Origin of the sequence: Actinomadura monticuli (genome assembly GCF_041463655.1) — a bacterium.
GTDB lineage: Bacteria > Actinomycetota > Actinomycetes > Streptosporangiales > Streptosporangiaceae > Spirillospora > Spirillospora monticuli.
The window spans coordinates 119414-144605 of sequence record NZ_JAXCEI010000006.1 but is presented as its reverse complement, the minus strand read 5'-3'; the positions used below and the strand labels follow the sequence as shown (position 1 = coordinate 144605).

Sequence of the window (25192 nt, the reverse complement as noted above, 5' to 3'; positions counted from 1 at the left end):
GGCCGGTCATGGAACTCACCACCGTCTGGTTCATCATCATCGCCTTCCTGTGGACGAGCTACTTCTTCCTGGAGGGTTTCGACTTCGGCGTCGGGATACTGCTGCCCGTCCTCGGCCGCGACGACGTCGAGCGCCGCGTCGTCATCAACACCATCGGGCCCGTCTGGGACGGCAACGAGGTGTGGTTCATCGTCGCCGGCGCGGCGACGTTCGCCGCGTTCCCCGAGTGGTACGCCACCCTGTTCAGCGGCTTCTACCTGCCACTCCTGGCGATCCTGCTCGCGCTGATCATCCGGGGCGTCGCGTTCGAGTACCGCGGCAAGAAGGACGACCCGCGGTGGCGGTCCCGCTGGGACAGGGCGATCTTCTGGGGCAGCCTGCTGCCCGCGTTCCTGTGGGGCGTCGCGTTCGCGAACATCGTCCGGGGCGTGCCGCTGGACTCCTCGCACGAGTACGCGGGGACGCTCGCCGACCTCCTCAACCCGTACGCGCTGCTCGGCGGGCTCACCACGACGATCCTGTTCGTCCTGCACGGGGCCGTGTTCCTGGCGCTGAAGACGTCCGGCGCCATCCGCCTCCAGGCCCGCCGCGTCGCGACCGTCTCGGTCATCGGCGCCATCGCCTCCGGCGGGGCCTTCCTGCTGATCACGCAGTTGCAGCACGGCAAGCCGGTGACCTGGCTGACCGCCGCCGGCGCCGCCGCCGGACTGCTGCTCGCGGCCGTCGCCAACGGGCGCGGGCGCGAAGGCTGGGCGTTCATCGGCACCGGCGCCGCCATCGTGCTCGCCGTCGCCACCCTGTTCACCGCGCTGTTCCCGGACGTCATGCCGTCCACGCTCGAGTCGGGCGGGCTGACCACGTCGAACGCCGCCTCGTCCGGCTACACCCTGAAGATCATGACCTGGGTCGCGGCGGTGTTCACCCCCATCGTGATGATCTACCAGGGGTGGACGTACTGGGTGTTCCGGAAGCGGATCGGCACGTCCCACATCCCGGCGCCGAAGAAGCCCGAGCCGGTGCCGTGAAGCCCCTCGACCCCCGGCTGCTGACGTACGCCCGGACGACCCGGATCTTCCTGGCGTCGTCCGTGGCGCTCGGCACCGCCACCGCCGGGCTGATCATCGCGCAGGCGACACTGCTCGCCGACATGCTCACGCGGGTCTTCCTCGGCGGCGCGTCCCTCGCCGGGCTGCGCACCCCGCTGCTGCTCCTGCTGGCCGTCGTCCTCGGCCGGACGCTCGTCGCGTGGCTGCAGGAGGTCGCCGCCCACCGCTCGTCCGCGGCGGTGAAGTCGCAGCTGCGCGGCCGGCTGCTCGCCCGCGCGCTGGGCCTCGGGCCGCGCTGGCTGTCCGGCGAGCGCAGCGGCGAACTCGCCACCCTCGCCACCCGCGGCATCGACGCGCTGGACGACTACTTCTCCCGCTACCTGCCGCAACTCGTCCTCGCGGTGATCGTCCCGGCGGCGGTCGGGTTCCGGATCCTGCTCGGCGACTGGCTGTCGGCCGTGACGATCGCGGCGACGCTGCCGCTCATCCCGGTCTTCGCGATCCTGGTCGGTCTCACCACGCAGCGGAAGATGGACCGGCAGTGGCGGACGCTGTCCGGCCTCGCCGCGCACTTCCTGGACGTCGTCGCCGGGCTGCCCACGCTGAAGATCTTCGGCCGGGCGCGGGCGCAGGCGGACCGGATCCGCGAGGTCACCGACCGGCACCGGCGCGCGACCATGTCGACGCTGCGGATCGCGTTCCTGTCGGCCCTCGTGCTGGAACTGCTGTCCACCCTGTCGGTCGCGCTCGTCGCCGTGTCGATCGGACTGCGGCTGGTCGAAGGCGGTCTCGGGCTGGAGACGGCGCTGCTCGTCCTGATCCTGGCGCCGGAGGCGTACCTTCCCCTGCGGCAGGTCGGCGCGCAGTACCACGCGAGCGTCGAAGGTCTCACCGCCGCGTCCCGGATCTTCGAGGTGCTCGAAACGCCGCTGCCCGCGTCCGGGAGCCGCTCGGACATTCCCGACCTTGCACACTCAACGCTCCGCCTGGACGGAGTGACGGTCGCCTACGACCGGGGACCCGCCCTCTCCGACTTCTCCCTGACCGTCCACCCCGGTGAGACGGTCGCCCTGGTGGGGCCGAGCGGCGCCGGGAAGTCCACGGTGCTGTCGGTGCTGCTCGGGTTCGTCCGGCCGGACTCGGGACGCGTCCTGATCGACTGGGACGACCTCGGCGAATTCTCGCCGGACGCCTGGCGCACCCAGCTCGCCTGGGTTCCGCAGCGTCCCCACCTCTTCGCCGGAACGGTCGCCGAGAACATCCGCCTGGGCCGTCCCTCCGCCTCGGCCGCGTCGGTGCGGGCCGCCGCCGAGGCCGCGAACGCGCTCCCGTTCATCGAGGCGCTGCCCGCCGGCTTCGACACACCGCTCGGCGACCGGGGCGCCGGACTGTCGGCCGGCCAGCGGCAGCGCATCGCCCTGGCCCGCGCCTTCCTCCGCGACGCACCGCTCCTCCTGCTGGACGAGCCGACCTCGAACCTGGACGTCGAGAGCGAGGCCGCGGTCATCGACGCCGTCGAACGCCTCAAGACCGGCCGAACCGTCATCCTCGTCGCGCACCGCCCCGCCCTGATGGCACTGGCCGACCGGGTCGTCGAGATCTCTCCCGCGGCGGTGAGGGCATGACCCCCGTCAATGATTCACGTGAAACCTCCGCCCCCACCCGGCACTCCGGCACCAGCCGGACCACCGAGGAGGTGCCCGTCCATGCGACGCCCGGCGGCTCCGCACAGCGTGGCAATTCTCCTTCGGCATCCGAGGGCCGGGTCGCCGGCCGGCGGCAGGTGCTCACCGAACGCCTTGTTTCCGATGGTTCCGGGCAGCGAGGCGACGATCGCACGTCGTCGGGTGGCCGGCGGGCGGCCGGGCGAGGAGGTGCCGGCGTGATCCTGCGGCTCATCAGGTTCGCCCGTCCGGCCAGGGCACGGCTGCTTCTCGCCGTCCTGTTCGGGGTTCTGGCCCTGGGCAGCGGGGTCGGGCTGATGGCGACCTCAGCGTGGCTCATCTCCCGTGCGGCGCAGCATCCACCCGTCCTCATGCTGATGGTCGCGATCGTCGCCGTCCGCGCGTTCGGGCTCGGACGCGGGGTGTTCCGCTACGTCGAACGGCTCGTCGGGCATGACGCGACCTTCCGCATCCTGGCCGACCTCCGGGCGCGTGTGTACGAACGGCTGGAACGCCTCGCACCTGGCGGCCTCCCCGCCTTCCGTGGCGGCGACCTCCTGAACCGCCTCGTCGCGGACGTCGACGCCGTCCAGGACCTGTTCCTCCGCGTCCTCCTGCCGTGCACGGTCGCCGCCGTCGTCGGCGGGGCCTCGGTGGGTCTCGCCTGGTTCCTGCTCCCATCGGCCGGCATCGTCCTCCTGCTCGCCCTGCTGCTGGCCGGTGTCGTCGCCCCCTGGCTCTCCTCCGCCATGGCGCGCCGGGCCGAACGCCGGACGACCGACCTGCGCGGCGAGCTGACCTCCCACGTCGTCGACACCCTTCAGGGCGCGCCGGAACTCATCGCCTACGGCGCGGCCCCCGCGCAGCTCGCCGAGGCCGCCCGCCTGGACCGCGACTTCACCCGAGCCACGTCCCGCTCCGCCGCCACCGCCGGGCTCGGCGCGGCCATCTCCGCCCTCGCCGGCGGGCTGGCCGTATGGGGCAGCCTCGCCGTCGGTGTGCCGGCCGTCCGCTCCGGCGCGCTCGACGGGGTCCTTCTCGCGGTGATCGTCCTGCTGCCGCTGGCCGCGTTCGAGGTCGTCGCCGGGCTGCCCCTGGCCGCCCAGTACCTGGAACGGGTACGGCGCTCGGCCACACGGATCTTCGCCGTCCTGGACGCGCCGCCGCCCGTCCGCGACCCGGCCGACCCGTCCCCGCTGCCCGCCGCGCCGTACGGCCTGAAGGTCCGGAACCTGCGCGCCCGCTGGACGCCCAGCGCCCCCTACGCGCTCGACGGCGTCTCCCTGGACCTGTCCCCGGGGCGCCGTTGCGCGATCGTCGGCCCGTCCGGCTCGGGTAAGACGACCTTGGCGTCCGTCCTACTGCGATTCCTGGAACCCGTGTCCGGCGAGGTGACACTGAACGGGGTGAGGCTGGACTCGCTGACCGGCGACGACGTCCGCACGGTCATCGGCCTCTGCGCCCAGGACGCCCACCTGTTCGACTCGACGATCGGGCAGAACATCCGCTTGGCGCGCCCTACCGCGACCGACGACGAGATCCGGGACGCTCTAGGCCGCGCCCGCATCCTCGACTGGGTCGACTCCCTGCCGCAGGGGCTCGACACCCACGTCGGTGAGCACGGCGCCCAAGTCTCCGGTGGGCAGCGCCAGCGCATCGCCCTGGCCCGCGCCCTCCTCGCCGACTTCCCGATCCTCCTCCTGGACGAGCCCGCCGAACACCTGGACATCGCGACCGCCGACGAACTCACCGCCGACCTCCTGGCCGCCACCGAGGGCCGCACGACCCTCCTCGTCACCCACCGCCTCGCCGGACTGGACGCCGTCGACGAGATCATCGTCCTGGACGAGGGCGGCGTCGCCGATCGCGGAACCCACGCCGGCCTCATCTCCCGGCCGGGCCTCTACCGCTCCCTATGGCAGCGCGAGCGCACCGCCTCCCGGCAGGACGTGAAAGCCTGAAAAGCCACTGGTAAGGCCATGGAGCCCTCCCTACGCTCCGGGGGTCGGGCCGACGGGACAGCGGACGGGAAAGAGCCGGAGTTCTGGGACGCGGTGATTCGCGACCGGGACAACGAGTTGGAACGGACCGGGGTCCGCAGTGCCCTCAAGACCGGTGACGAGACCAGGGTCGGCGATCGGGCACGTAACGGGCACGGAAACGAAAGAAGAGATCGTGAGACACGAGAGCCCAGGTCGGAACATAGCTTCTGACCTGGGCTTTTCGGTGGGTGGAGCCTAGGGGATTCGAACCCCTGACACCCGGCTTGCAAAGCCGGTGCTCTACCAACTGAGCTAAGGCCCCGTGTGGGCGGCTCAAAGCTTACCCGTGGTCCGGGGCGGGCGTGGCATCGGCGGGGGTGCGGAGGAGCAGGGGCGGGAGGTCGGCGATGCTCGGGAGGACGTGGGTGGCGCCGGCGGTGCGGAGGCGGTCGCGGGAGTGGGGGCCGGTGAGGACGCCGGCGGTGATGGACGCGCCGGCGCGGCGGCCGGAGAGGATGGCGGGGGCGGTGGCGCCGCAGACGGCGATGTGGCGGACGTCGTCCACGCCGAGGCGGAGAGCGGCGGTGAGGACGATGTCCGGGCGGGGGCGGTCGCGGCGGACGTCGTCGGGGCTGAGCGTCAGGTCGGCGCGGTCCCACCAGCCGAGGGTGTCGATGACGCGGGCCTGGGTGCTGCGGCCGAAGCCGGTGAGCAGGCAGACGCGCACGCCGGAGGCGCGGAGGTGCTTCAGGGCGTCGTCGGCTCCGGGCACGGGAAACAGGCCGCGCCGATCGACGAGCTGGTCATAGGACCGCTCGAACGCGAGATGCGCGGCCTGGGCGCGGGGCTCGTCGAAGAGCGAGCGGAAGATGCCGATCTTCGATTCGCCGCGCGCGTCGCTGAAGCGTGCGGTGGCGCGCCCGAACGCCGCCGTGCCGGAGACGATCCCCAGCAGGGTGGCGATCGCCTCGGCGAAGGCGGTTTCGACGGTGTCGCCGTCCGCGACGGTGGTCCCGGCGAGATCGATGCAGGCGACGGTGATCGGTGCTGCGTCGGTCACGCCGGGGCCTGTCGCCGGCGTGTCAGCTGTCGGACGACGTGGCCTCGGTCCACAGGTCCAGCTCGGCGCGGTCCTGCTGCATCCGGCGCCAGACGGCGAAGCCGCCGAGAGCGACAACGGCAAGAATGAGCAGCTTCTTCACGGTGGGACCCCTTCACCTCGACTATGAAGTCAAAACCCGGGGATGTGCCGATCAGTATCTGCTTCCCCCAGGCTCTCCGAAGCCTAGCAACCGTTGCCGGTCGGTCCGCACCCGCTCACCGTTATCGGACGGCGCGTCTGATGGGGACGGGCCTCGCCGGGACGTCCGGACGGCCGCATAATCCGAGGGGACGACCTCCGGGAGCGCCTATGGCAGAGGACGACTTCCACCGCTGGGAGCGTGAGTTCGAGCCGGGCGAGGCGGGCGAGGCGGGTGAGGGCAGGTCCGGAAGCCGGGGGCTGGTGCTGGTCTGCGTGATCATCACCACGGGATGCGCCGCGTTGATCGTGCTGGGCGACGTGCCGCTGGGCGCGGCCGGGCTGGTGCTGTCGTCGATCGTCCTGCTGCTGTGGCGGATCGGGATGTGATCGGCCATCATCTCGGCATGGAACTGCGCGGAGCGAACGTCCTGGTGACCGGGGCGACCGGCGGAATCGGGCAGGCACTGGCGAAGGCGCTGGCCGATCGCGGGGGCCGGGTCGTGCTGACGGGCCGGCGGGCGGACGTCCTGGAACCGCTGGCGGACCGGCTCGGCGGCCGGGCCATCGTCGCGGACCTGGCCGATCCCGAGGCCGCCGAGAAACTCCTGGACGAGGCCGGACGGGTCGACGTGCTGGTCGCGAACGCGGCGCTGCCGGCGTCCGGGCTGCTGGACGAGTACTCGATCACCGAGATCGACCGGACGCTGGACGTCAACCTGCGGGCGCCGATCGTGATGGCGAAGCTCGCCGCCGCGCAGATGGCCGATCGTGGCCGCGGGCATCTGGTGTTCGTGTCGTCGCTGTCCGGGAAGGCGGCGTCCGGCCATGCGTCGCTGTACAACGCGACGAAGTTCGGTATGCGCGGGTTCGCCCTGGCTCTGCGGGAGGACCTGCGTCCGCACGGCATCGGCGTGTCGACCGTTTTCCCGGGGTTCATCCGGGACGCGGGGATGTTCGCGGACGCCGGCGTCGCGCTGCCGAAGGGCGTCGGGACGCGGTCGCCCGGTGACGTGGCGCGCGCGACGGTGCGTGCCATCGAGCGGAACACCGCGGAGGTCGACGTCGCGCCGCTCGGGCTGCGCCTCGGTGCCCGGCTCGGCGGCATCGCGCCGGTCCTGTCCGCGGCCGTGCAGCGCCGCGCGGGCGGGCAGCGCATCGCGGAGGGCCTCGCGGACGGGCAGCGCGACAAGCGATAGCGCCCGGCGGTAGCGACAAATCCGGATACTGCGGCGATAATCCGGGCGTGTCCCGCTTGATCAGCGGGACGGCCAGGCGCAGCGTCCGGCCGCACCCCGCCTACCGCGTGCGCCACCTCGCGAGGAGGTCTGCGCATGTGGACGGGCAGCAAGGTCGTGATCGGGGCGGCGTTGGCGACCGTCCTGCCGCTCATGGCGGCCCCCGCGCGGGCGGCGGAGCCTGCGGACGCGACGGTGGTGCCGATCCAGGTCACCGGTGATCCCGCCAAGCGCTTCAACCTGGTGGTGCTGGGGGACGGCTACACGGCGGCGGACATGCCGAAGTTCCGCACGCATCTCGCCAAGCACCTGAACGACCTATGGACGATCGAGCCGTTCAAGTCGTACCGCAGTTACATCAACGTGTACGCCGTGGAGATCCCGTCCGGTGAGTCTGGGGTGAGCTGTGACCCGGCGCTGTCGTCCCCACGTCGCACGACTCCGTTGCACATGGCGTTCTGGAGCGGGTGCCGCGAGGACGGCATTCAGCGTCTTCTCGTCATGGACTCGGCGGCGGCCAAGACATACGCGGATCTCGTCCAAGGGGCGACACCCGGAAACCGGCAGATCCTGGCGCTCGCCAACAGCGACACCTACGGCGGTGCAGGCGGGACGTATGCGACGGCCTCCGGCGGCAACGCGATGTCCGCTCTCATTGCTCCCCACGAACTCGGGCATTCGCTTGGTGGGTTGCACGACGAGTACGACTACTACCAGCGGGGTGTTCCTGGCGGCACGTACGCCGGTCCTGAGCCCGACTCCATCCACCACACGCTGCTGACCGAGAACGAGATGAAGACGCAGAAGAAGAAGTGGTGGCGGTGGCTCGGTGAACGAAGCGAGTCCGGAGGCGCCATTGGCCGTTACGAGGGCGGCCTCTACTTCAGCCAGGGCGTGTGGAGGCCGAGCCGGCACTCGATGATGAAAACGCTCGGCTACTACTACGACCAGGTCGCGCGGGAGCGGATGACCGAGCGGATCTCGGGCAAGGTCAGCCTCGTCCAGGCGCACACGCCCGCGGACGCTCCGGTGGGCGACGACCGTGTCCTGTGGGTGGAGACGATGCATCCGACTGGGCACCGATTGTCGGTCACATGGACGGTCGACGGGAAGCCCGTGCGGAAGGGCTCCAACCTCGACCTCTCCGAGCTGCACCTCAAGAAGGGCACGCACACCGCCAAGGTGACGGTCACCGACCCCACGGATTTCGTCCGAGATCCAGCCATACGGTCGTCGGCCGCGCTGACACAGACCCGCACGTGGACAGTGGACAGCAGCCTGAAAACACCATCGGCTCCGACCCCGATCGACTTCAACTACTCCACACCGACCGACAAGCCCGTGGGCGCCGAATCGGTCGTGTACGTAGAGACGACCCATCCCACACGCCTCGCACCCAAGGTGCAGTGGGAGATCGACGGCCGGCGTGTACGCGGCGGTGACCAGGACATCGATCTGGGACGGTTCCGCATGTCCGCAGGCACGCACACGCTGGCCGCGCGCGTCGGCTCCAACAGTCGCGTGTGGACGATCGACGCGGCACGTCCGACCGTGGCCTACGCGCTCTCCACGGCTGCGCGGAGCCTGATTCGTGCCGGGCGCACGTCCGAGTACACCTTCGATGGCCCGTTCACCATGCGGCTGACCGGCACTGACGATCGTCCGGGCGTGGTCGTCTCCGAGTTCCGCGTGGACGGCGACGGCTGGTTCAACTACTTCGGCTGGCCCACCGACTCGTCCGCCCCTTGGCTCTTCACCGAGAACGGCACGGTCATCGACAGCCTGACCTACGGCAAGCTCGGGAAGGGGCGCCACACCATCGAATACCGCGCGACCGACCCGTCCGGTAACACCGGCCAGCCGCAACGCTTCGTCGTGACCCTCACCTGACCTCCACCATCCTCATCCGGAGGCTGGTTCGGGTGCGGGCTTCGCGCCTTCCACCTGCTCGCCGGTCGTGGACGCGGGGGCTGGGGATCGGTGCGCCGTCGCGAGGACGGATCCACCCAGAATGAGAGCGAACGAGGCGACGATCGTCGCCGTGAGGGGCTCGTCGAGGAAGAGGACTCCGGCGACGACCGCCACGGCCGGGTTGACGTAGGTGAACACCATCCCGCGGGACGTGCCGACCTCACGGATCAGCTCGAAGAACACGATGAACGCCAGTGCCGTGCAGATCAGGCCGAGCCCGATGAGCGCGGCCAGCACGCGTCCGCTCGGCATCGCGTCCGGCCAGGTCGCGATCGCGGGACCGGTGTAGACGAGCGCGGCGATGGCCAGCGCGAAAGCCGCCATCTGGATGCTCGGCAGGTCCTGGAGGCGCCGGGTGGCGATCACCGGGGCGATCGAGTACCCGAGCGCGACCAGCATGACCTCGCCGATCGCCCACGTGCTGCCGCCGCCGAGGTGCGGGCCGGCGAGCACGCCGACCCCGGCCAGGCCGACCAGAAGACCCGCCCAGCGGACCGGGCCGAGCCGCTCCGCATCGCCGGTGAGCCTCGCCAGCACCACCCCGACGATGGGGACGGCGGCGATCAGCAGCCCGGTCATGGAGCTGGTCAGCCGGTTCTCGGCGTCCGACAGGAGCGCCCACGGGCCAAGGATCTCCACGGCGGTGAACAGCAGCAGCGGACGCCAGTGCCGCCGGACCACGTCCAACTGCCCGGACCGGATCGCCAGCGGCAACAGGATGAGCGCGCCGAGCGCGGTCCGCGTGAACACCACCATGGGCACCGAGACGCTCTCGACCGCCACCTTGATCATCAGGTAGGGGGTGCCCCACAGCACGCTCATCAGCGTGAACAGAAACCACCCACGACGACTCATCACGGCCTCCCCGTTCTCGTCCATTTCCCTGGCCGACCACCGGCCCGCCCGCCTCCCGGCCAAGCACCTCCACGCCGTCAACCACCGCCCGCCCGTCGATCAACACCGGCCCGTCCTGCCAACGGCGACGACCAGCCCGCCGGGCGCGGATCGCCTATACGCGCCTGGCGCTCGCACACCAGCCACCCGTGCCGCCGGACGCCGACGGCCCGTACCTCAGCCGCCTGCGCCGCATCCGCTCACCCCAGACCGAAAGCCCCGGCTGGGGCCCCGACCGAAGCGCCCAGACCGGACGCCCTGGGCGGTGGCGGCCCCTGGCCGGACTCCTGCACTGGATGCCTCCTCACCATGGGTTCTGGCCGCAGGGGCGGGCTGGGACGGGTGTCGTTGCAGGGCGGCCGCCCTGGGCGGGGTGGAGTTTCGAGTCCGGCCATGATCGGCGCCGGGAGGTTCTCGGCCCCTCGAGAGCGGACGTTCTCAGGATGCGGGACGGCGGGTCGTGACGTCTTGAACGCTGTTGCGGTACGCGCCCGGCGTGACGCCGAGGACGCGCCGGAACCAGCGGGTGAGGTGGGCCTGGTCGGCGAACCCGACGAGCATCGCCGCCTCGGCTGGCCGGTGGCCCGCGTCCAGCAGCGCGCGGGCGCGCGTCACCCGATGCTGGGCGAGCCACGCGTACGGCGGCATGCCCACGGCATCGCGGAAGGCCCGCAGCAACTGGTAGCGCGAGAGCTCCAGGTCGGCGGCCATCTCGGCGAGCGTCGGCGGGGCCGTCAGCTCGTCGGAGAGGCGGGCGGCGACCTGGCGTGCGATCCGGGCGGCATCGGGCCGGCCGCGCTGCGGCGCCGCCTTCGGCCTGTGGACCGCGTGCCGCTCGACGAGCGCGCCGAGCACTCCGAGCAGCTGTGTTTCGCCTTCAAGGGGATCTTCGCCGAGCCGGAGGGCCCGGTGGGCCAGCCGCAGGGCTTCGCCGAGTCGGACGTCGTCGATGATCGGGTGGCGGAAGTGAGGCTCCGCCGGCACCGGCCCGGGCTCCGCGGCCGTCGCGGCGCCCAGCAGGTCGGCGCCCGGGTAGAGGCACAGGTAGGCGAACCCCTCCGGACGCGCCGGACCGCCGGTGTGCGCCTCCCCGGGTTCGACGACGACGACGCTCCCGGCCGCCGAGTAGATCTTCTCGCCCCGGTAGCGCATCGTCTCCAGGCCGTCGACCGTCACCCCGATGGCGTACTCGTCATGGGTATGCGGTGCGTAGTGCCGGCGGCCGATCCTGGCTGTCAACAGGTCGAGCGGGGCCCCCTGGATCCCGCTGACCCTCGTCCACAGGGTCTGGTCGCCGGGGCGGGGCCCGCCCTGCCCCGTTCGCGGGTCAGGCGGAGAAGATGTGCCGGAGCCGCCAGCGATCCTCGTCACGGCCGAGCTCCGCGACGGCCACGCCCTCGGCGCCGGTGACCCGTACCCGGTAGACCCTGCCCTCGCGGGGCGTCCCGTAGGTCTTCAGCACCTCGTCCACCGCGTAGCGCGCCCCCCGCCACTCGTACGCGGTGAGCCGTCCCGCCGGGTCGTGCTCCGTTCGGACCGGCTCGTTCAGCAAGTGCCCCATGCCGGGAGCGTAGCACGCATTCGAACTGGTGTTCGCAGGTCGGAGCCGGTTTCACGGTGCGCCCCGCGACTCCCGCGGACCGCTCGGCACCGGCCGCAGACCACCGTATGCTCCCGCACCCGCGTCCCGCCGGGTGCGACGCGCCGCCGGCCTGGACGGCGCGAAGCCGAATCACGCGAGTCATGTACGAATCAACGGAGAACGCCTCCAACCTCATCCCCCGCATGCGGGTAGGGACGGGGAAGCGAAGGGAGCGTTCATGATCAACGGTGCACACGTGATCCTCTACAGCCGGGATGCCGAGGCAGACCGCGCGTTCATCCGGGACGTGCTGGGCCTGCCGGACGTCGACGCCGGTCACGGATGGCTGATCTTCAAGCTGCCTCCGGCGGAACTGGCGGCGCATCCCACCGAGGGGCAGCCGCGCCACGAGTTCTACCTGATGTGCGATGACATCCACGCCACCCTGGACGACCTCGTCCGCAAGGGCGTCCACGTCGACGTGCCGATCAGCGAGCAGAGCTGGGGGCTGCTCGCGGCGATCAGGCTGCCGAGCGGCGCGGAGCTGCCGATCTACCAGCCGCGGCACCCGCTGGCCAAGGACCTCTAGACACCGTCATCCACAGGTTGTGGACAACCATGACGCACACCTCCCTCATCGCTGGAGCAGGCGATCCGGAGGTCGCGTCCACAGGCGGATCCCCAGAACAGCCGGGCTTTCCACGGTCTGGACGGCGCCCCGCGCGCCGTCCTTTCCAGCATCACCGCGATCGCCGCGCCGCGCACAGAATCCACAACCTGTGGATAACTGTCGTGCACAGCCTGGGCACGAACGCCCGGTGCCGCGTCCACCATTCTTCCCCAGCTTGCCCCCAGCCCGCCCGCCCGGTTGTCCACGTCGTGGAAAAGCCGCTGACCAGCGGCAAGACGCCTTCGCAGGCATCATTGCCCACAGCCCGTTCACAGCCTGTGGGCAGCGGCCCTCCACATGCGGCCCGTGCCGGTGGACAGCGTTACCCACAGCAATCCCCAGCGGTGTCCCCAACCCGCCGCCGGCGGCGCGCCCTCCTCAGGCGGGAAGCGATTCCTCCAGGTCGGCGAGTCGCTGGAGGTCGTCACCCGTCCCGGACGAGTCCGGGACGGGGACGGCGCGGGCTTGATCGACGAGGGTGCGAGCGCGCCCCCATTCCTCCAGGTGGACGGCGGCATCGGCCCGCAGGACCAGTGCCCTGAGGCGTTCGGACGAGGTCAGGGGCTCCCCCGAGGCCAGCAGGTGATCGAGGATTCGCGCGGCGGCCCGGTGGTCGCCCTTCGAGTCGCCGCCCAGAAGCGCGGCCATGTGGAGGGCCTTGGCCACCGTCCCGGTCGGGATCGGCGCATGCTCCAGGTCGTCCGAGATGGGCTGGCCGATGCGGAGTTGGAGGCCGTCCGGATCGCTGAGGAGGAACTGCCGCATCCCGTACGACATGTCGCGCAACGCGCTGATCCTCGGAAGCCCGCGCGCGGGGATCCGGCCGAGCGCCTCCTTGAGCCCGCCGCGGAACGACTCGTACAGGTCGTCCACAGCCGAGGTGGTGACGTAACACATGTTCATGGACGCGGCCGGGTCGTGCTTCTTCCACCCGAAGAAGTGCAACTCGACATCGCCCCGACGGACGGAGAGGTAGGGGTTGGGACGCGTCTGCCAGGACGCCTGCTCGAAGCCGAGCGCCCGATAGAACTCCCAGGTCGTCTCGATTGAACGGCACGGATAGATCGGTATCGCCTTCTCGCCCATTCCCGGAGCGTAGGTCGGTCGAGGGCTGTAGTCAAACTTAACTAGCGAGCCGGGGGCCGGGTTCGTGCAAGGCACGCGTCACGCCGTCCACGCGCACGAAGCCGCAGAGGTGGAGGATGATGATCGCGACGCGAATGACGGCCGGCCCTGCGGCCGATTCGCCCGCAGATGTGGAGACGAAGATCAGCGCCTGTTCCGGCTAGGCCCGTGTTAACCAACCGCAGAGTTTTCCACAGACTGTGGACAATGAGGCCGGGAGGCATCGTGGACTTCAACGAGGACAGCGCCACAGAGGCCGTCCAGCATAGTTTCAGCGAGACCCCGGACGCTCGCCTCCGGGAACTGCTGGGCGCGCTCACCCGTCACTTGCACGCGTTCGTCCGCGAGACCAGACCGTCCGTCCAGGAGTGGGAACAGGCCATCGAGTTCCTTACCGCAGTGGGCCAGAACTGCACCGACACCCGGCAGGAGTTCGTACTGCTGTCGGACGTTCTGGGCGTCTCAATGCTCGTGGAAACGCTCAACGAACAGGAGGGCGGGACGGAGAGCACCGTCCTGGGCCCCTTCCACATGGTCGAGTCGCCGCCGCGTGCGCTCGGCGACAGCATCGACCTTGTCGGCGAAGCCGAACCATGCGTGGTGTCCGGACGCGTGCTCAACGCCGATGGAGCAGCGCTGCCCAACGCAGAGGTCGACGTGTGGCAGTGCGACGAAAGGGGCTTCTACGACGTCCAGCAGCCCGGTTCGCAACCGCCCGGCAACGGCCGCGGGCTCTTTCGGACCGACGCCGAGGGACGGTTCCGTTTCCGCACCGTCCTCCCGAGCCATTACCCGATCCCCACGGACGGCCCGGTCGGACGGCTTCTCAACGCCACCAGGCGGCATCCCTACCGTCCCGCGCACATTCACTTCATCGTCCAGGCCGACGGGTACGTCCCGCTGACCACCCACATCTTCGTGGCGGGCAGCCCCTATCTGGACTCGGACGCCGTCTTCGCGGTCAAGCAAAGCCTCATCGTCGACTTCACGGAGTCGCACGACGAGGAGTCCGCCGCGCGCAATGGCGTCCAGGCCCCCTTCCGACACGCCGAGTTCGACCTGGTCCTGAGCCGGGAGCCAGAGCCGGCGCGCTGATGCCCAGCCTCAGCCCCAGCGCCGGATCGATCTCGCCGTTCCGGCACGGCTGACATTCGTGCTCGCCATCCGAGATCGCCCGAGACCGGCACGTCCCCGACCCGCCCCCCACGCCGCGTGCAAGATTGAGACGGACGCGCCAACGTCAGATCGCCTCCCGGCCGGCGATCCCACGGACCTCGGAGCCATCCCCGACTTCCACACAGGGATTGTCGCCGCAGCCGGTTATCCACAACCTGTGGAGAAATACCCTCCTCCTATGGATAAGCCTCGGGCCACAACTCAACCCCTCGTCACCCCGTGGCCCCTCACCTGGTCGTCCCACCAGTGACGCTCGCGCTCTCCACCGCACACCACGCAATTACGAGTCGCACTGGCTGGACGGAGTTGTCAGCCTCGACATCGTCAGTTCATCCCCGCTCCATGAGTGGGGCGAGCTCGCACAGGTGTCGCTGCCGTCAGTCGGAAAGCTCGCGGCGGCATAGAGCGGCGAACTCCGCCACCTCGCGTCTCAGCTCCCGATGAGCCGCGGTCCCGGCTTCCAACTCCGTCGGCTGCCCTGAGAGGTAGGAGTTGCTCAGGCGCAAGCCGACCTGCGCCGCAGCCTCAGACACCTGCTTGGCCTTGTCCGGTGCCTCTTCTGATCCCACGATCTCCACTCTGGCAAGCGCTTCGTTGAAGGCGACGACGATCTCACCGGCCTCGTCGATCATCCTGCGCGCCTCCGCATCGTCGGGCACACCGTGAGCAAAGCGGAAGAGGGCTATGCGCAGGATACGGACGTCCGCCTGGGCGAGGCCGAGAAAGCCGGCGTAGGCATCGGTGCGTTCACTCCGGCGGTTCATCCACCGTCACCTGCCCTCAGTCGAGCATTCTCCACAGCACCGCCCGCCACATAGAGACGGGAGGCCGGTAACCGAAGCCGGGAGGGGATACGGGGGCCAGAGCCGGCCGCTGCTATCACGGGGCCTTCTATAGCGCGTGGGGGCCGAAGCGTCCCCACGCGATGACCGCCGCTGCGATCAGCAGTACCGCGTTGAGCACGATCGCCGTGGACTCCTTGCGTCGCGAGTGGGTGAGCGCGGCCAGCACCATCAGCAGAGCCAGGCCAGTGGCCGCCAGTGGGGTGAGGATCGGGACGAGGCCGGTGGAGGCGGGAAGGATGAGTCCGAGCGCGCCGGCCAGTTCGGCGAGACCGATGAAGCGGACGGTGTGGGTGGAGAAATCGGCCGTCCAGGGCAGCTTGGGTTCGAGCTTGTCCTTGGGCTGGGCCGAGGTCATCACGCCCGCGGCGCCGAACAGCGCTGCGAGTGCCGCTTGCAGGATCCACAGCAGCAGGTTCATGTCTGGGTGTCCTCATCGTTCAGGGGGCCGGGGGCTCAGGGAGGCGGGGACCCCGGATGGTGGCGTTCGGGCGTGCTGCCGGCCGGTGTCGCCCGCTACTACGGCGGCTCGTGGCCTCGGGAGAACACCGGCTGGCTGATGCCTCCTAGGCGTTGCGGCGCAGCGTGAACCAGAAGGTCGGCACCGGGTTGGTGCCCGGTGTGACGTCGAGTAGTTCCCAGCCGGGGAACCTGGCGCGGAGCTCGTCGGCTGTGACGCCCGCCGCCCACGACGTGATCTTGGGGATCGGATTGCCGAGCGGCTCGGGGCCGTACCCGAACATCAGCAACCGTGCTCCGGGATCGGCGCGGTGGGTGAGCCCGGCGGCGTAGGCGTCGCGGCGGTGCAGCGGGATCCCGCAGTAGCAGCTCAGGTCGAAGAACAGGTCGAAGGGGCCCGGCACGTCCAGCTCGTCGAGGCGGGTGGCGTCTCCGTGCAGGAACCGTACCGCTGCTCCTGCCGCCGCGGCCTTCTTGCCGGCCTGGTCGACGGCTCGGCCGATCAGGTCGACGGCCGTCACCTCCCAGCCGTGCCGGGCGAGGTAGACGGCGTTGGTCCCCGTACCGCAGCCGAGTTCCAGGGCGCGGCCGGGCGGCAGCGCGCCGCGCCCTTCTACCAGGGCGACCAGCTCAGGCGGCGTCACGCCGGTGTCCCACGGTGGCTTGCCGGTGCGGTAGAAGCCCTCCAGCGCGCGGTGGACGGACTCCTCCTCAGGGTCTCGCTTCGTTGAGGCCAGATCCGGTTCCGGCTTCCGGGCGGCGTTGGACTGGTCCATCGTCCCCTCCAGGAAAATAGAGTTGAACTCTAGTGACGTACTCTAGAGCTATACTCGTGCAATATGGACAAAGTCAAGCGGCCGGACAAGCGAGCCGAGCGCTCCCGCCGCACCCGTGAAAAGGTCATCGAGGCGGCTCGCGAGCTGTTCGTCGCGCAGGGTTACGGAGCGACGAGCCTTCAGGAGGTGGCTGACCGGGCCGGCGTGGCCGTCCAGACCGTCTACTTCGTCTTCCGCAACAAGCGCACGCTGTTCAAGGACGTCGTCGACACATCCATCGCCGGGGACACCGAACCGGTCGCCACCATGGATCGTGAGTGGTTTCGCGCCGCGTGCGCCGAGCCCACCGCAGCCGGGCAATTGCGCGCGCACGTCCACGGCACCCGCGAGATCCTGGGCCGGGTCGCCCCGATCATGCCGCTGATCGCGGCCGCCGCGGCCACCGATCCGCAGATCGCCGCACGGTGGCCCGACGGCCCCGATCCCCGCTACACCGTGCAGTACGCCGCGGCCCAGACACTGGCCGGCAAGCCCGATGCCCGTTCAGACGTCTCCGTCGCGATGGCCGCCGACCTGCTGTTCGGGCTGCTCAGCCCGCAGCTGTACCTGCTCTTCGTCCAGGATCGCGGCTGGTCGCCGGACGAGTGGGAGGAGTGGGCCTACACCACTTTGACCGCCCAACTCTGCACCGCCCCCGCGGCAAGCCCGGATCGCCGGACCAGCCGTGGCCAGGATGACCACCTTCCAGAACCCCGTGATTCCTCGCCCAGCTCTGCTGCCGCCAGGCACCCGGCACAGTGACCCACATGCCGGGCCGAGCCCCACCCGCTCGGTCCGGGGAGCAGCCGCTGCCCTCGCTGCGAGCGCATGCAGGACGGCCATGGCCGTCGCCGCTCCGACGACCTCGCCCTGTCTGATGAGCCGCTGTGCCGCGTCCAGCGTCGTCCACCGGATCTCTTCGGCCTCGTCGACGTGTGGTTCGCCCACCAGATCGGCTCTGTGGGCGGCATACAGGTCCTGCGGGGCGTCCGCCGGCCCGGCATCGGCTGGGCCAGGCACAGGAACTCCCTGCTGCGGGGCCGACAACCGAAGCTAGGAGGGGGCGTAGGGGCGGAGCCCCTACGGCAGGGGCGCCCCGGTCGCCCGAACAGGACCCCGCGCAAAGAGACGGGAAGCCGCCAACCGAAGCCAGGACCCCGCGCAAAGAGACGGGAGGCCGACAACCCAAGCCGGGAGGGGCGTGGGGGCGGAGCCCCCACATCGGGGGTCCGGGGGTCGCCCCCCGGGCAAACATGACGAAGGAGTGGCGGCCTGCGCTCTCCGCAGGCACACCACTCCCAACTCCGAGTGGGCCTAGGTGGACTTGAACCACCGGCCTCATCCTTATCAGCGCTCATCGTTATGCATTCAAATGGTTACCCAGAGTCAATAATTTCCGCTAAGCTACTGGTCAGAGCGTTGATCGAGTGTCAGACGATCCCTCCTCATGGCACTCGATATCGCAAGATCCAGTGCCATGAGAGTGCCAAACGATCAACTGCGGAGTGATCGACTTGGGTCAGGTGCAGGTCCGGTTCACCAAGTCCGGCGTCCCTCGCTACCGCGCGATGTACGACGATGCGCGCGGCAGGCGCCAGACGGCCGGAACGTTCACCACCGAGAAGGAGGCCATCGCCGCATGGCACGCCGCCGAGGCGGAGATCGCCAAAGGCGGGCTGGGCGACCGGCGCCGCGGGCGGCAGACCTTCCAGACGTACGTCGAGAAGAAGTGGCTGCCGCACCAGGTCCTTGAGGCGACCACCCGGCAGGACTACACCTACAAGATCAACAAACACCTCATGGGCTTCTTCGGCCCCATGCGCATGTGCGACATCCTCCCCGAGCACGTCCGCGAGTGGATCACCGAGATGCAGCGCAAGGGGGCATCCGCGGCCACGATCCAGAAGTGCAAGCGGGGGATCCTCAACTCGATCTTCACCACGGCCCTCAACGACCAGGTGATCAGCCAGCATCCCAGCCGCGGGGTGCGGATCCCGCCAGTCCCCAAGAGGCCGAAGAAGGTCATCACGGCCAAGCAATTCGACAGCCTCTACCGGGCGCTGCCCGACGCCGACAGCCGCCTGCTCGTCGAGACGGTCATCGAGAGCGGGCTGCGCTGGGGCGAAACGGCCGAACTCCGTGTGAAAGACCTGGACTTCACCACGCGCGTCCTCACAGTCAGCAGGACGGTCGTCGAACTCAACCCGAAGTTCCATCCGACCCAAGGCCGCTTCCTCGTCAAGCCCTATCCCAAGGGCAAGGAGTACCGCCGCTTCAAACTCAGCCCCCAGATCGTCCGCAAGCTCCAGGCACACGTTGGGGACCGAGGCCTCGGGGAGGACGACCTCTTCTTCCAGTACCTACCCGTTGATCAGCCGAAGCCCAGGAAGCTACGTCCCGTTCCGGTGCCTGGTGCCCGCGGCAAGACAGCCCCCAACGAACAGGGGAAGAGCTACGACCACGGCTCGCTCACCGCCTACACCACTGGAAAGTGCCGCTGCGAGTACTGCAGGGAGGCCTACCGCCTCTACCGCGCCCAGCGTCGGGCCACAGGCAAGGACAGCCCGCGCTCGCCGCGCGTACGGCAGTCCGACGGTCACATCCCCGCCGACTGGTTCCGCAAGCAGATCTGGAACCCGGCCTGCAAGACCGCCGGGCTGGACCATGTCACCCCGCACCACCTGCGCCACGCTCATGCTTCCTGGCTCCTGGCCGGCGGCGCAGACCTCCAGGTCGTCAAGGAACGCCTGGGCCATGCCTCGATCGCCACGACCGAGCAGTACCTCCACACCCTGCCCAACGCCGATGAGACCGCGCTCGCCGCCCTCGGCAAGATCCGCGGACCCCAGGTCAACGAAGCCCCGGACACTTCCGAGCTGGACACTCTCAAAGCCGAGAACGAACGTTTCCGAGCCGCCATCGCCGACGTGGCTCTGGCTCTCCGCCCCGACTCCCGCCCCCACCTGAGCACGGCCTGACGGCAGGTCCCGCCTCGGGGGCGTATTCGCCCCACAAAAAAATGCGGCCCCTGAACGGGGCCGCCCTGTCGGCCGTAACCGACTTCGTCTGCCACCCAGGATAGTTACTACTTCCGGCACGCGCCACCTCCACCGACGTCTAACGTTCTGTCACGTGCCGGATGCGATCGCGTACGTCGACGGGTTCAACCTCTACCACGGGTTGAAGTCCAAGTACGGCCGTGCCTACCTGTGGCTCGACATCGTCCAGTTGGTGCAACGGATGCGGCGCGATGACACGGTGCGAGCTGTGAAGTACTTCACCGCCATCGTCAAAGGCGAGCCGGACGCCGCGCGTCGCCAGGAGACGTACCTGGCCGCGCTGACGGCGCACCGGCCGCAGGTGCAGGTCATCCGAGGCCACTTCAAGGTGAAGAACATGCGGATCAGCTGCCGGGCCTGCGGCGCGCAGTGGCAGTGCCGGTGCCAGCCGCCTCAGCAGCGTTACCGTACCTACGAGGAAAAGCTGACTGACGTCGCACTGGCCACCGAGATGGTCCGGGACGCCGCACTGGGCAACGGCGAACTGTCGTTGCTGGTCTCAACGGACACCGACTTCCTACCCGCGATCCAGGCCTCGCTGGAGTTGGCACCCACTCGCCCGATACTGGTCGCCTGCCCTCCAGGCAGAGGCAGCCCCAGCCGGTTCGACGGCATGGTGACCTCCTTCCCGATCAGGGAGGAGCATCTGAAGGCCTCGCTACTACCCGACTCCGTCCCGGACAAGGGGCTGGTTCGCCAACGTCCCGACAAGTGGGCGTGACCGTCCTCACCGGACACACGACCACCTGAGTTCGGCGTCAGGGCAGGTGGCGGCGGATCTCTTCGGCGAGGTCATCGAGATGCCGCACGGTACGCGCCGCCGTATCCATGTACCAGCGCAGCTCAGGCGGCAGTTCCCCCGAGTGCACGGCGGCGACCGCCTGATTGAGGTTCACGCCGATACGCCTGGCCTGCCCGGCCGCATGCATCACCGTCTTCAAGGCCTCCCGCAGCAGCGCGTATTGCGGCTGGGCGCTGCCGCGCGCGGCGGCAAGCACCGCCTGTGCCGCGTACGCGCCGAGCGCAAGTCGCTCTTCCGCTGCCGCCGAGGCCACCAGCGCGTGCTCTTCGTCCGAAAGCGAGAACCTCACCGATCGCTCTCGCCGCGGAGACCGATGCGCTCGCCGGTTCACGCTCGGTGCGCTCGTCCGCTGTGCTTCACCATGTCCGGCTACCGCCGCCACCTCCCGGATCGCGCTCGATCCTCGTCCACTGCCTGGACCGCGCTCGGTCCGGGCGCCTTATGTGCACGATTTCCCCCCTGCGCCAGCAGAGGCCCTTGGAACGGTGCCTGGCCGAGGCCGCTACATCGGCTCTGAGGATCTGGGGCGAGCCTTCGAGCCTCGGCTTGGAGCCTTCCTGGCTAGAAGGCTTCGCACGCATCTCGACGGGGGGCTGACAGACCGGCACGCCGGACGCGAACTGTCGGCTGGTGCGTCCTCGTGGTGCGAGGTCCGAGTGCCATCGGAGTGCCAAAAGATCTTGAGGCCGGGTCCGCTGGACGCGGAACCGGCCTCTGAGCTGGGATTACTGGGTGGGCCTAGGTGGACTTGAACCACCGGCCTCATCCTTATCAGGGATGCGCTCTAACCGACTGAGCTATAGGCCCGGAGTGTGCCGCCGCCCCTGGCGGCGCAACGAGAGGTTACCCCATCTGGGCGGACAACCGGAAATCGATTGCCGGACGGCGGCGGGGTGGGGCTACTCGGCCTCCTTGAGGGTGACCTCGACGCCGCCGACGAGGTCGGCGGAGAGGTTGTAGATGACGGAGCCGACCGTGGAGAGGGCGGTGATGAGCATGACGTTCAGGGCGCCCACGAGGACGGTGTAGCCGAAGACGCGGATGAAGGAGAACCAGTTGCCGGCGTCGACGCTGCCGGTGGTCTCGCCCTGTTCCCTGGTGAGGCTGTTGACCGTGTCGCTGATGGCGTCGAACACGCCGAGGGCGGACAGGATCACGTACAGGACGATCACGGCGACGAGGAGGACGACGAAGCAGACCAGCGACATGACGAAGCTGAACTTCATCACCGACCACGGTTCGAGCCGGGCCAGCTGGAGCTGGGCCTTGCGGGCGGGCTTGCCGTTCGCGGGCTTGGCCGAGTTCGCCGGTGCCACGGACGTCGAGGGGCGGTCTTTGAGGACGGTGCCGGCGAAGCCGCGGCCGCCGGACGACGAGCCGCCGGACGACGAGCCGCCGCTCGACGAGGAGCCGCCGGACGGGCCGGGGCCGGACGACGCGTTCGCCGGTCTGAACGGCTTCGCGGCGCTCTCCGTACGTCCTGCCGAGACCGAACCGGACGGCTCGGCGGGCCTGGCCCAGCCCGCCGGGCCGGGGGAGGACGACGACGAGCTCTCGGTGGTGTCCTTGACGGGGGCGATCTCGGGGGTGTCGGCGGGCTTCGCCGGCTTGTCCTCGATCTTCGCCAGGTCAAGCCTGGTGGTCTCCGACCCCGCGGGGGGCTTCTCGGCGCCGGGGGCGCCGGAGTCGGCGGGCTTGGCCGGCTCGAGGTCGACGGTCGTCTCGTCCCGCCCGGACTTGCCGGACGCGGCGGCGACGGTCTTCGCCGAGGGCTTCGACCCCGGCTTGGACGGCTCGGCCTTCGGCGAGGACGGATTGGGCGAGGACGGATCCGGCTTGGGCGATTCGGACTTGGCCGACCCGGGCTTGGCGGCGGAATTCCTGCCTGCGCCGCCCGCCCCCGAGGCGGCCGCGCCGGGCGGCCCGCCCTTGTTCTTGCCGGGCTCGGTGCTCACGTGTCCTCCTGGCCTAGCGGCTCGGTGACGATGCAGGATACGTCACTCACCGTCGCCCCCTTCGCCGTCGTCCGAGTCCTCGACGGACTCCGAGTCCTCCATGGACTCTACGTTCCTCGCGATCGCCACCACGCTGTCGCCGTCCGCGAGGTTCATCAGGCGGACACCCATGGTCTGCCTGCCGGACTGCTTGATCTCCGCGGCGGTGGTGCGGATCACGCCGCCGTTGGACGTCATCGCGAAGACCTCGTCGTCGGGGCCGACCATCAGGGCCCCTACCAACATCCCGCGCGATTCAACGATCTTAGCGGTGAGCACGCCCTTGCCCCCACGTCCCTGAAGCGGGTACTGGTCCACCGGAGTCCGCTTGGCGTAGCCACCCTGGGTGGCTACGAGGACGTCGTCCGAGCCGTTCTGCACGACGAGCATGTTGAGGACTTCCTGGTCCTCTTCGAAACGCATGCCGATGACGCCGGACGTGGCGCGTCCCATGGGCCGCAGCGACTCGTCGTCGGCGCGGAACCGGATCGCCTGGGCGCCCGTGGAGACCATCAGCAGGTTGTCGTCGGACGACACGAGCCGCGCGGCGATGACCTCGTCGCCGTCGACGAGGTTGATGGCGATGATGCCGCCGGTGCGGGGCGAGTCGAAGTCGCTCAGCGCGGTCTTCTTGACGCGGCCCTTCTTCGTGCCGAGCACCAGGTAGGGGGCGACGTCGTAGTCGCGCAGGGTCATGACCTGGGCGATGTGCTCGTCCGGCTGGAAGGCCAGCAGGTTCGCGACGTGCTGGCCGCGCGAGTCGCGACCGGCGTCGGGCAGCTCGTACGCCTTGGCCCGGTAGACGCGGCCCTTGTTGGTGAAGAACAGGATCCAGTTGTGCGTCGAGGTGACGAAGAACTGGTCGACGATGTCGTCCTGCTTCAGCTGCGCGCCGCGGACGCCCTTGCCGCCGCGCCGCTGCGCCCGGTACAGGTCGGTCTTGGTGCGCTTGGCGTAGCCGCCGCGGGTGATGGTGACGACGACGCCCTCTTCGGCGATGAGGTCCTCGTAGGAGACGTCCCCGTCGAACGGGATGATCTCGGTGCGCCGGTCGTCGCCGAACTTCTCGACGATGGGGGCGAGCTCCTCGCCGACGATCTGGCGCTGCCGCTCGGGCGAGGCCAGGATCTCGTTGTAGTCGGCGATCTCCGCCATGAGCTTGTCGTACTCGTCGGTGATCTGCTGGCGTTCCAGGGCGGCGAGCTTGCGCAGCTGCATGTCGAGGATGGCCTGCGCCTGGATCTCGTCGATCTCCAGCAGGCTCATCAGGCCCTGCTGCGCCTCCGAGGCGGACGGCGAGCGCCGGATCAGGGCGATGACCTCGTCGATCCGGTCGAGGGCCTTGAGCAGGGCGCGCAGGATGTGGGCGCGCTCCTCGGCCTTGCGGAGCAGGAACCGGGTGCGGCGGACGATGACGTCGATCTGGTGCGCGACCCAGTGCCGGACGAACTGGTCGATGCGCAGGGTGCGCGGCACGCCGTCCACCAGCGCGAGCATGTTCGCGCCGAACGTCTCCTGCAGCTGCGTGTGCTTGTACAGGTTGTTGAGGACGACCTTGGCGACGGCGTCCCGCTTGAGGACGATGACGAGGCGCTGCCCCGTCCGGCCGGACGTCTCGTCGCGGACGTCGGCGATGCCGTCGAGCTTGCCGTCCTTGACCCCGTCGGCGATCTTGAGGGCGAGGTTGTCCGGGTTGACCTGGTAGGGGAGCTCGGTGACGACGAGGCAGGTGCGGCCCTGGATCTCCTCGACCTCGACGACGGCCCGCATGGTGATGGAGCCGCGGCCGGTGCGGTAGGCCTCCTCGATGCCCTTGCGGCCGACGATGAGCCCGGCGGTGGGGAAGTCGGGGCCCTTGACCCGCTCGATCAGCGCCTCGAGCAGCTCCTCGTCGGACGCGCCGTAGTTGTCCAGGTACCAGCGGACGCCGTCGGCGACCTCGCGCAGGTTGTGGGGCGGGATGTTCGTCGCCATCCCGACCGCGATGCCGGCGGACCCGTTGACCAGCAGGTTCGGGTACCGCGACGGCAGGACGTCCGGCTCCTGCGAGCGGCCGTCGTAGTTGGGGGAGAAGTCGACGGTCTCCTTGTCGATGTCGCGCAGGAGCTCCATCGCCAGGGGCGCCATGCGGCACTCGGTGTACCGCATGGCCGCGGCCGGGTCGTTGCCGCGCGAGCCGAAGTTGCCGTTCCCGTCGACCAGCGGGTACCGCATCGACCAGGGCTGTGCGAGGCGGACGAGCGCGTCGTAGATGGCGGAGTCGCCGTGCGGGTGGTAGTTCCCCATGACGTCGCCGACGACGCGGGCGCACTTGAAGTAGCCGCGGTCGGGGCGGTAGCCGCCGTCGTACATCGCGTACAGGACGCGGCGGTGGACGGGTTTGAGGCCGTCGCGTACCTCGGGCAGCGCGCGCGCGACGATGACCGACATCGCGTAGTCGAGATAGCTCTTCTGCATCTCGACCTGGATGTCGACCGGTTCGATCCGCTCGCCCGGGTGTCCGCCCTCTGTGGTCACGTCCGTCACTCTCAAGACCTCTTCTGCTCGGTGGGAAGCTCAGCGGGAAGGAAGTGCGCCTGCCTGCGCGTGCCGGGCTGGGCGGGAGCCGTGGGAGCGAAGCCGCTGGGAGCCCG

23 protein-coding genes and 2 tRNA genes are annotated in these 25192 nt (G+C 69.7%); 11 read left to right on the top strand and 14 right to left on the bottom strand.

Annotated elements, in window-relative coordinates:
* Positions 1-8 precede the first annotated feature (8 nt).
* The 3 genes from cydB to cydC all read left to right on the top strand — a co-directional run bounded on the left by cydB (position 9) and on the right by cydC (position 4671).
* Complete coding sequence (gene cydB, locus SM611_RS15195) at positions 9-1025, top strand: cytochrome d ubiquinol oxidase subunit II (RefSeq protein ID WP_371950176.1); 1017 nt, start codon at positions 9-11, stop codon at positions 1023-1025.
* Positions 1022-2671 (top strand): thiol reductant ABC exporter subunit CydD, encoded by a 1650-nt coding sequence (gene cydD, locus SM611_RS15190; RefSeq protein ID WP_371950175.1) that lies wholly within the window; start codon positions 1022-1024, stop codon positions 2669-2671. Before cydB ends, cydD begins: the two co-directional genes overlap by 4 nt.
* A gap of 257 nt (positions 2672-2928) precedes the next feature.
* A complete protein-coding gene (gene cydC / locus SM611_RS15185; protein WP_371950174.1) occupies positions 2929-4671 on the top strand; it encodes a thiol reductant ABC exporter subunit CydC in 1743 nt (580 codons plus the stop codon).
* A gap of 270 nt (positions 4672-4941) precedes the next feature.
* Here cydC and SM611_RS15180 read toward each other — a convergent pair.
* The 3 genes from SM611_RS15180 to SM611_RS15170 form a co-directional block, all read right to left on the bottom strand.
* A tRNA-Ala gene (locus SM611_RS15180) sits at positions 4942-5014 on the bottom strand.
* An 18-nt stretch (positions 5015-5032) separates the two neighbouring features.
* Entirely contained in the window at positions 5033-5752 is a 720-nt protein-coding gene (locus SM611_RS15175) for an HAD family hydrolase (protein ID WP_371950173.1), read from the bottom strand.
* Positions 5753-5774: 22 nt separating this feature from the next.
* Positions 5775-5894: a DLW-39 family protein gene (locus SM611_RS15170; protein ID WP_217711122.1), complete on the bottom strand. Its 120-nt coding sequence runs from the start codon at positions 5892-5894 to the stop codon at positions 5775-5777.
* A 209-nt stretch (positions 5895-6103) separates the two neighbouring features.
* On the opposite strand from SM611_RS15170, the gene SM611_RS15165 reads away from it, so the two are divergent.
* From SM611_RS15165 to SM611_RS15155, 3 genes are all read left to right on the top strand, one after another.
* Positions 6104-6322 carry a hypothetical protein gene (locus SM611_RS15165; protein WP_371950172.1) on the top strand — a complete coding sequence of 73 codons (219 nt, stop codon included), beginning with the start codon at positions 6104-6106 and terminating at the stop codon, positions 6320-6322.
* Positions 6323-6339: 17 nt separating this feature from the next.
* Positions 6340-7131 (top strand): SDR family NAD(P)-dependent oxidoreductase, encoded by a 792-nt coding sequence (locus SM611_RS15160; RefSeq protein WP_371950171.1) that lies wholly within the window; start codon positions 6340-6342, stop codon positions 7129-7131.
* Positions 7132-7287: 156 nt separating this feature from the next.
* Positions 7288-9060: a M64 family metallopeptidase gene (locus SM611_RS15155; RefSeq protein ID WP_371950170.1), complete on the top strand. Its 1773-nt coding sequence runs from the start codon at positions 7288-7290 to the stop codon at positions 9058-9060.
* 12 nt (positions 9061-9072) lie between these two features.
* Here SM611_RS15155 and SM611_RS15150 read toward each other — a convergent pair whose 3' ends face one another.
* The 3 genes from SM611_RS15150 to SM611_RS15140 form a co-directional block, all read right to left on the bottom strand.
* Positions 9073-9996, bottom strand: coding sequence for a DMT family transporter (locus SM611_RS15150; RefSeq protein WP_371950169.1), 924 nt, complete (start codon positions 9994-9996; stop codon positions 9073-9075).
* Between the two features lie 477 nt (positions 9997-10473).
* Positions 10474-11274, bottom strand: a complete 801-nt coding sequence (locus tag SM611_RS15145; RefSeq protein ID WP_371950168.1) for a helix-turn-helix transcriptional regulator — start codon at positions 11272-11274, stop codon at positions 10474-10476.
* Positions 11275-11362: 88 nt separating this feature from the next.
* Positions 11363-11596 (bottom strand): hypothetical protein, encoded by a 234-nt coding sequence (locus SM611_RS15140; protein ID WP_371950167.1) that lies wholly within the window; start codon positions 11594-11596, stop codon positions 11363-11365.
* 259 nt (positions 11597-11855) lie between these two features.
* Here SM611_RS15140 and SM611_RS15135 point away from each other — a divergent pair, with 259 nt between their 5' ends.
* Complete coding sequence (locus tag SM611_RS15135) at positions 11856-12206, top strand: VOC family protein (protein WP_371950166.1); 351 nt, start codon at positions 11856-11858, stop codon at positions 12204-12206.
* Positions 12207-12665: 459 nt separating this feature from the next.
* Here the strand turns inward: SM611_RS15135 and SM611_RS15130 are convergent, their stop codons facing one another.
* On the bottom strand, positions 12666-13373 hold the full coding sequence (locus tag SM611_RS15130) for a bleomycin resistance protein (protein WP_371950165.1): 708 nt from the start codon (positions 13371-13373) through the stop codon (positions 12666-12668).
* Between the two features lie 246 nt (positions 13374-13619).
* Between SM611_RS15130 and SM611_RS15125 the strand changes: the two genes are divergently transcribed.
* Positions 13620-14507 (top strand): dioxygenase family protein, encoded by an 888-nt coding sequence (locus SM611_RS15125; RefSeq protein ID WP_371950164.1) that lies wholly within the window; start codon positions 13620-13622, stop codon positions 14505-14507.
* 458 nt (positions 14508-14965) lie between these two features.
* On the opposite strand, the gene SM611_RS15120 is transcribed toward SM611_RS15125, so the two are convergent.
* From SM611_RS15120 to SM611_RS15110, 3 genes are all read right to left on the bottom strand, one after another.
* Positions 14966-15352, bottom strand: coding sequence for a hypothetical protein (locus SM611_RS15120; protein WP_371950163.1), 387 nt, complete (start codon positions 15350-15352; stop codon positions 14966-14968).
* 127 nt (positions 15353-15479) lie between these two features.
* The gene (locus SM611_RS15115) at positions 15480-15851 is read right to left on the bottom strand and encodes a DoxX family protein (protein ID WP_371950162.1); all 372 of its coding nucleotides are present in this window, start codon (positions 15849-15851) and stop codon (positions 15480-15482) included.
* 145 nt (positions 15852-15996) lie between these two features.
* The gene (locus SM611_RS15110) at positions 15997-16665 is read right to left on the bottom strand and encodes a class I SAM-dependent methyltransferase (protein ID WP_371950161.1); all 669 of its coding nucleotides are present in this window, start codon (positions 16663-16665) and stop codon (positions 15997-15999) included.
* A gap of 63 nt (positions 16666-16728) precedes the next feature.
* Between SM611_RS15110 and SM611_RS15105 the strand changes: the two genes are divergently transcribed.
* The 3 genes from SM611_RS15105 (at position 16729) to SM611_RS15095 (ending at position 20484) form a co-directional block, all read left to right on the top strand.
* Positions 16729-17466: a TetR/AcrR family transcriptional regulator gene (locus SM611_RS15105; protein ID WP_371950160.1), complete on the top strand. Its 738-nt coding sequence runs from the start codon at positions 16729-16731 to the stop codon at positions 17464-17466.
* Positions 17467-18227: 761 nt separating this feature from the next.
* On the top strand, positions 18228-19682 hold the full coding sequence (locus tag SM611_RS15100) for a tyrosine-type recombinase/integrase (RefSeq protein WP_371950159.1): 1455 nt from the start codon (positions 18228-18230) through the stop codon (positions 19680-19682).
* 154 nt (positions 19683-19836) lie between these two features.
* Positions 19837-20484 (top strand): NYN domain-containing protein, encoded by a 648-nt coding sequence (locus tag SM611_RS15095; protein WP_371950158.1) that lies wholly within the window; start codon positions 19837-19839, stop codon positions 20482-20484.
* A gap of 37 nt (positions 20485-20521) precedes the next feature.
* On the opposite strand, the gene SM611_RS15090 is transcribed toward SM611_RS15095, so the two are convergent.
* From SM611_RS15090 to gyrA, 4 genes are all read right to left on the bottom strand, one after another.
* On the bottom strand, positions 20522-20854 hold the full coding sequence (locus SM611_RS15090; RefSeq protein WP_371950157.1) for a hypothetical protein: 333 nt from the start codon (positions 20852-20854) through the stop codon (positions 20522-20524).
* A 444-nt stretch (positions 20855-21298) separates the two neighbouring features.
* Positions 21299-21372 (bottom strand) — tRNA-Ile (locus SM611_RS15085).
* A 92-nt stretch (positions 21373-21464) separates the two neighbouring features.
* Positions 21465-22520: a DUF3566 domain-containing protein gene (locus SM611_RS15080; protein WP_371950156.1), complete on the bottom strand. Its 1056-nt coding sequence runs from the start codon at positions 22518-22520 to the stop codon at positions 21465-21467.
* Positions 22521-22562: 42 nt separating this feature from the next.
* Positions 22563-25085, bottom strand: a complete 2523-nt coding sequence (gene gyrA / locus SM611_RS15075) for a DNA gyrase subunit A (RefSeq protein ID WP_371950155.1) — start codon at positions 25083-25085, stop codon at positions 22563-22565.
* Positions 25086-25192: the final 107 nt, after the last annotated feature.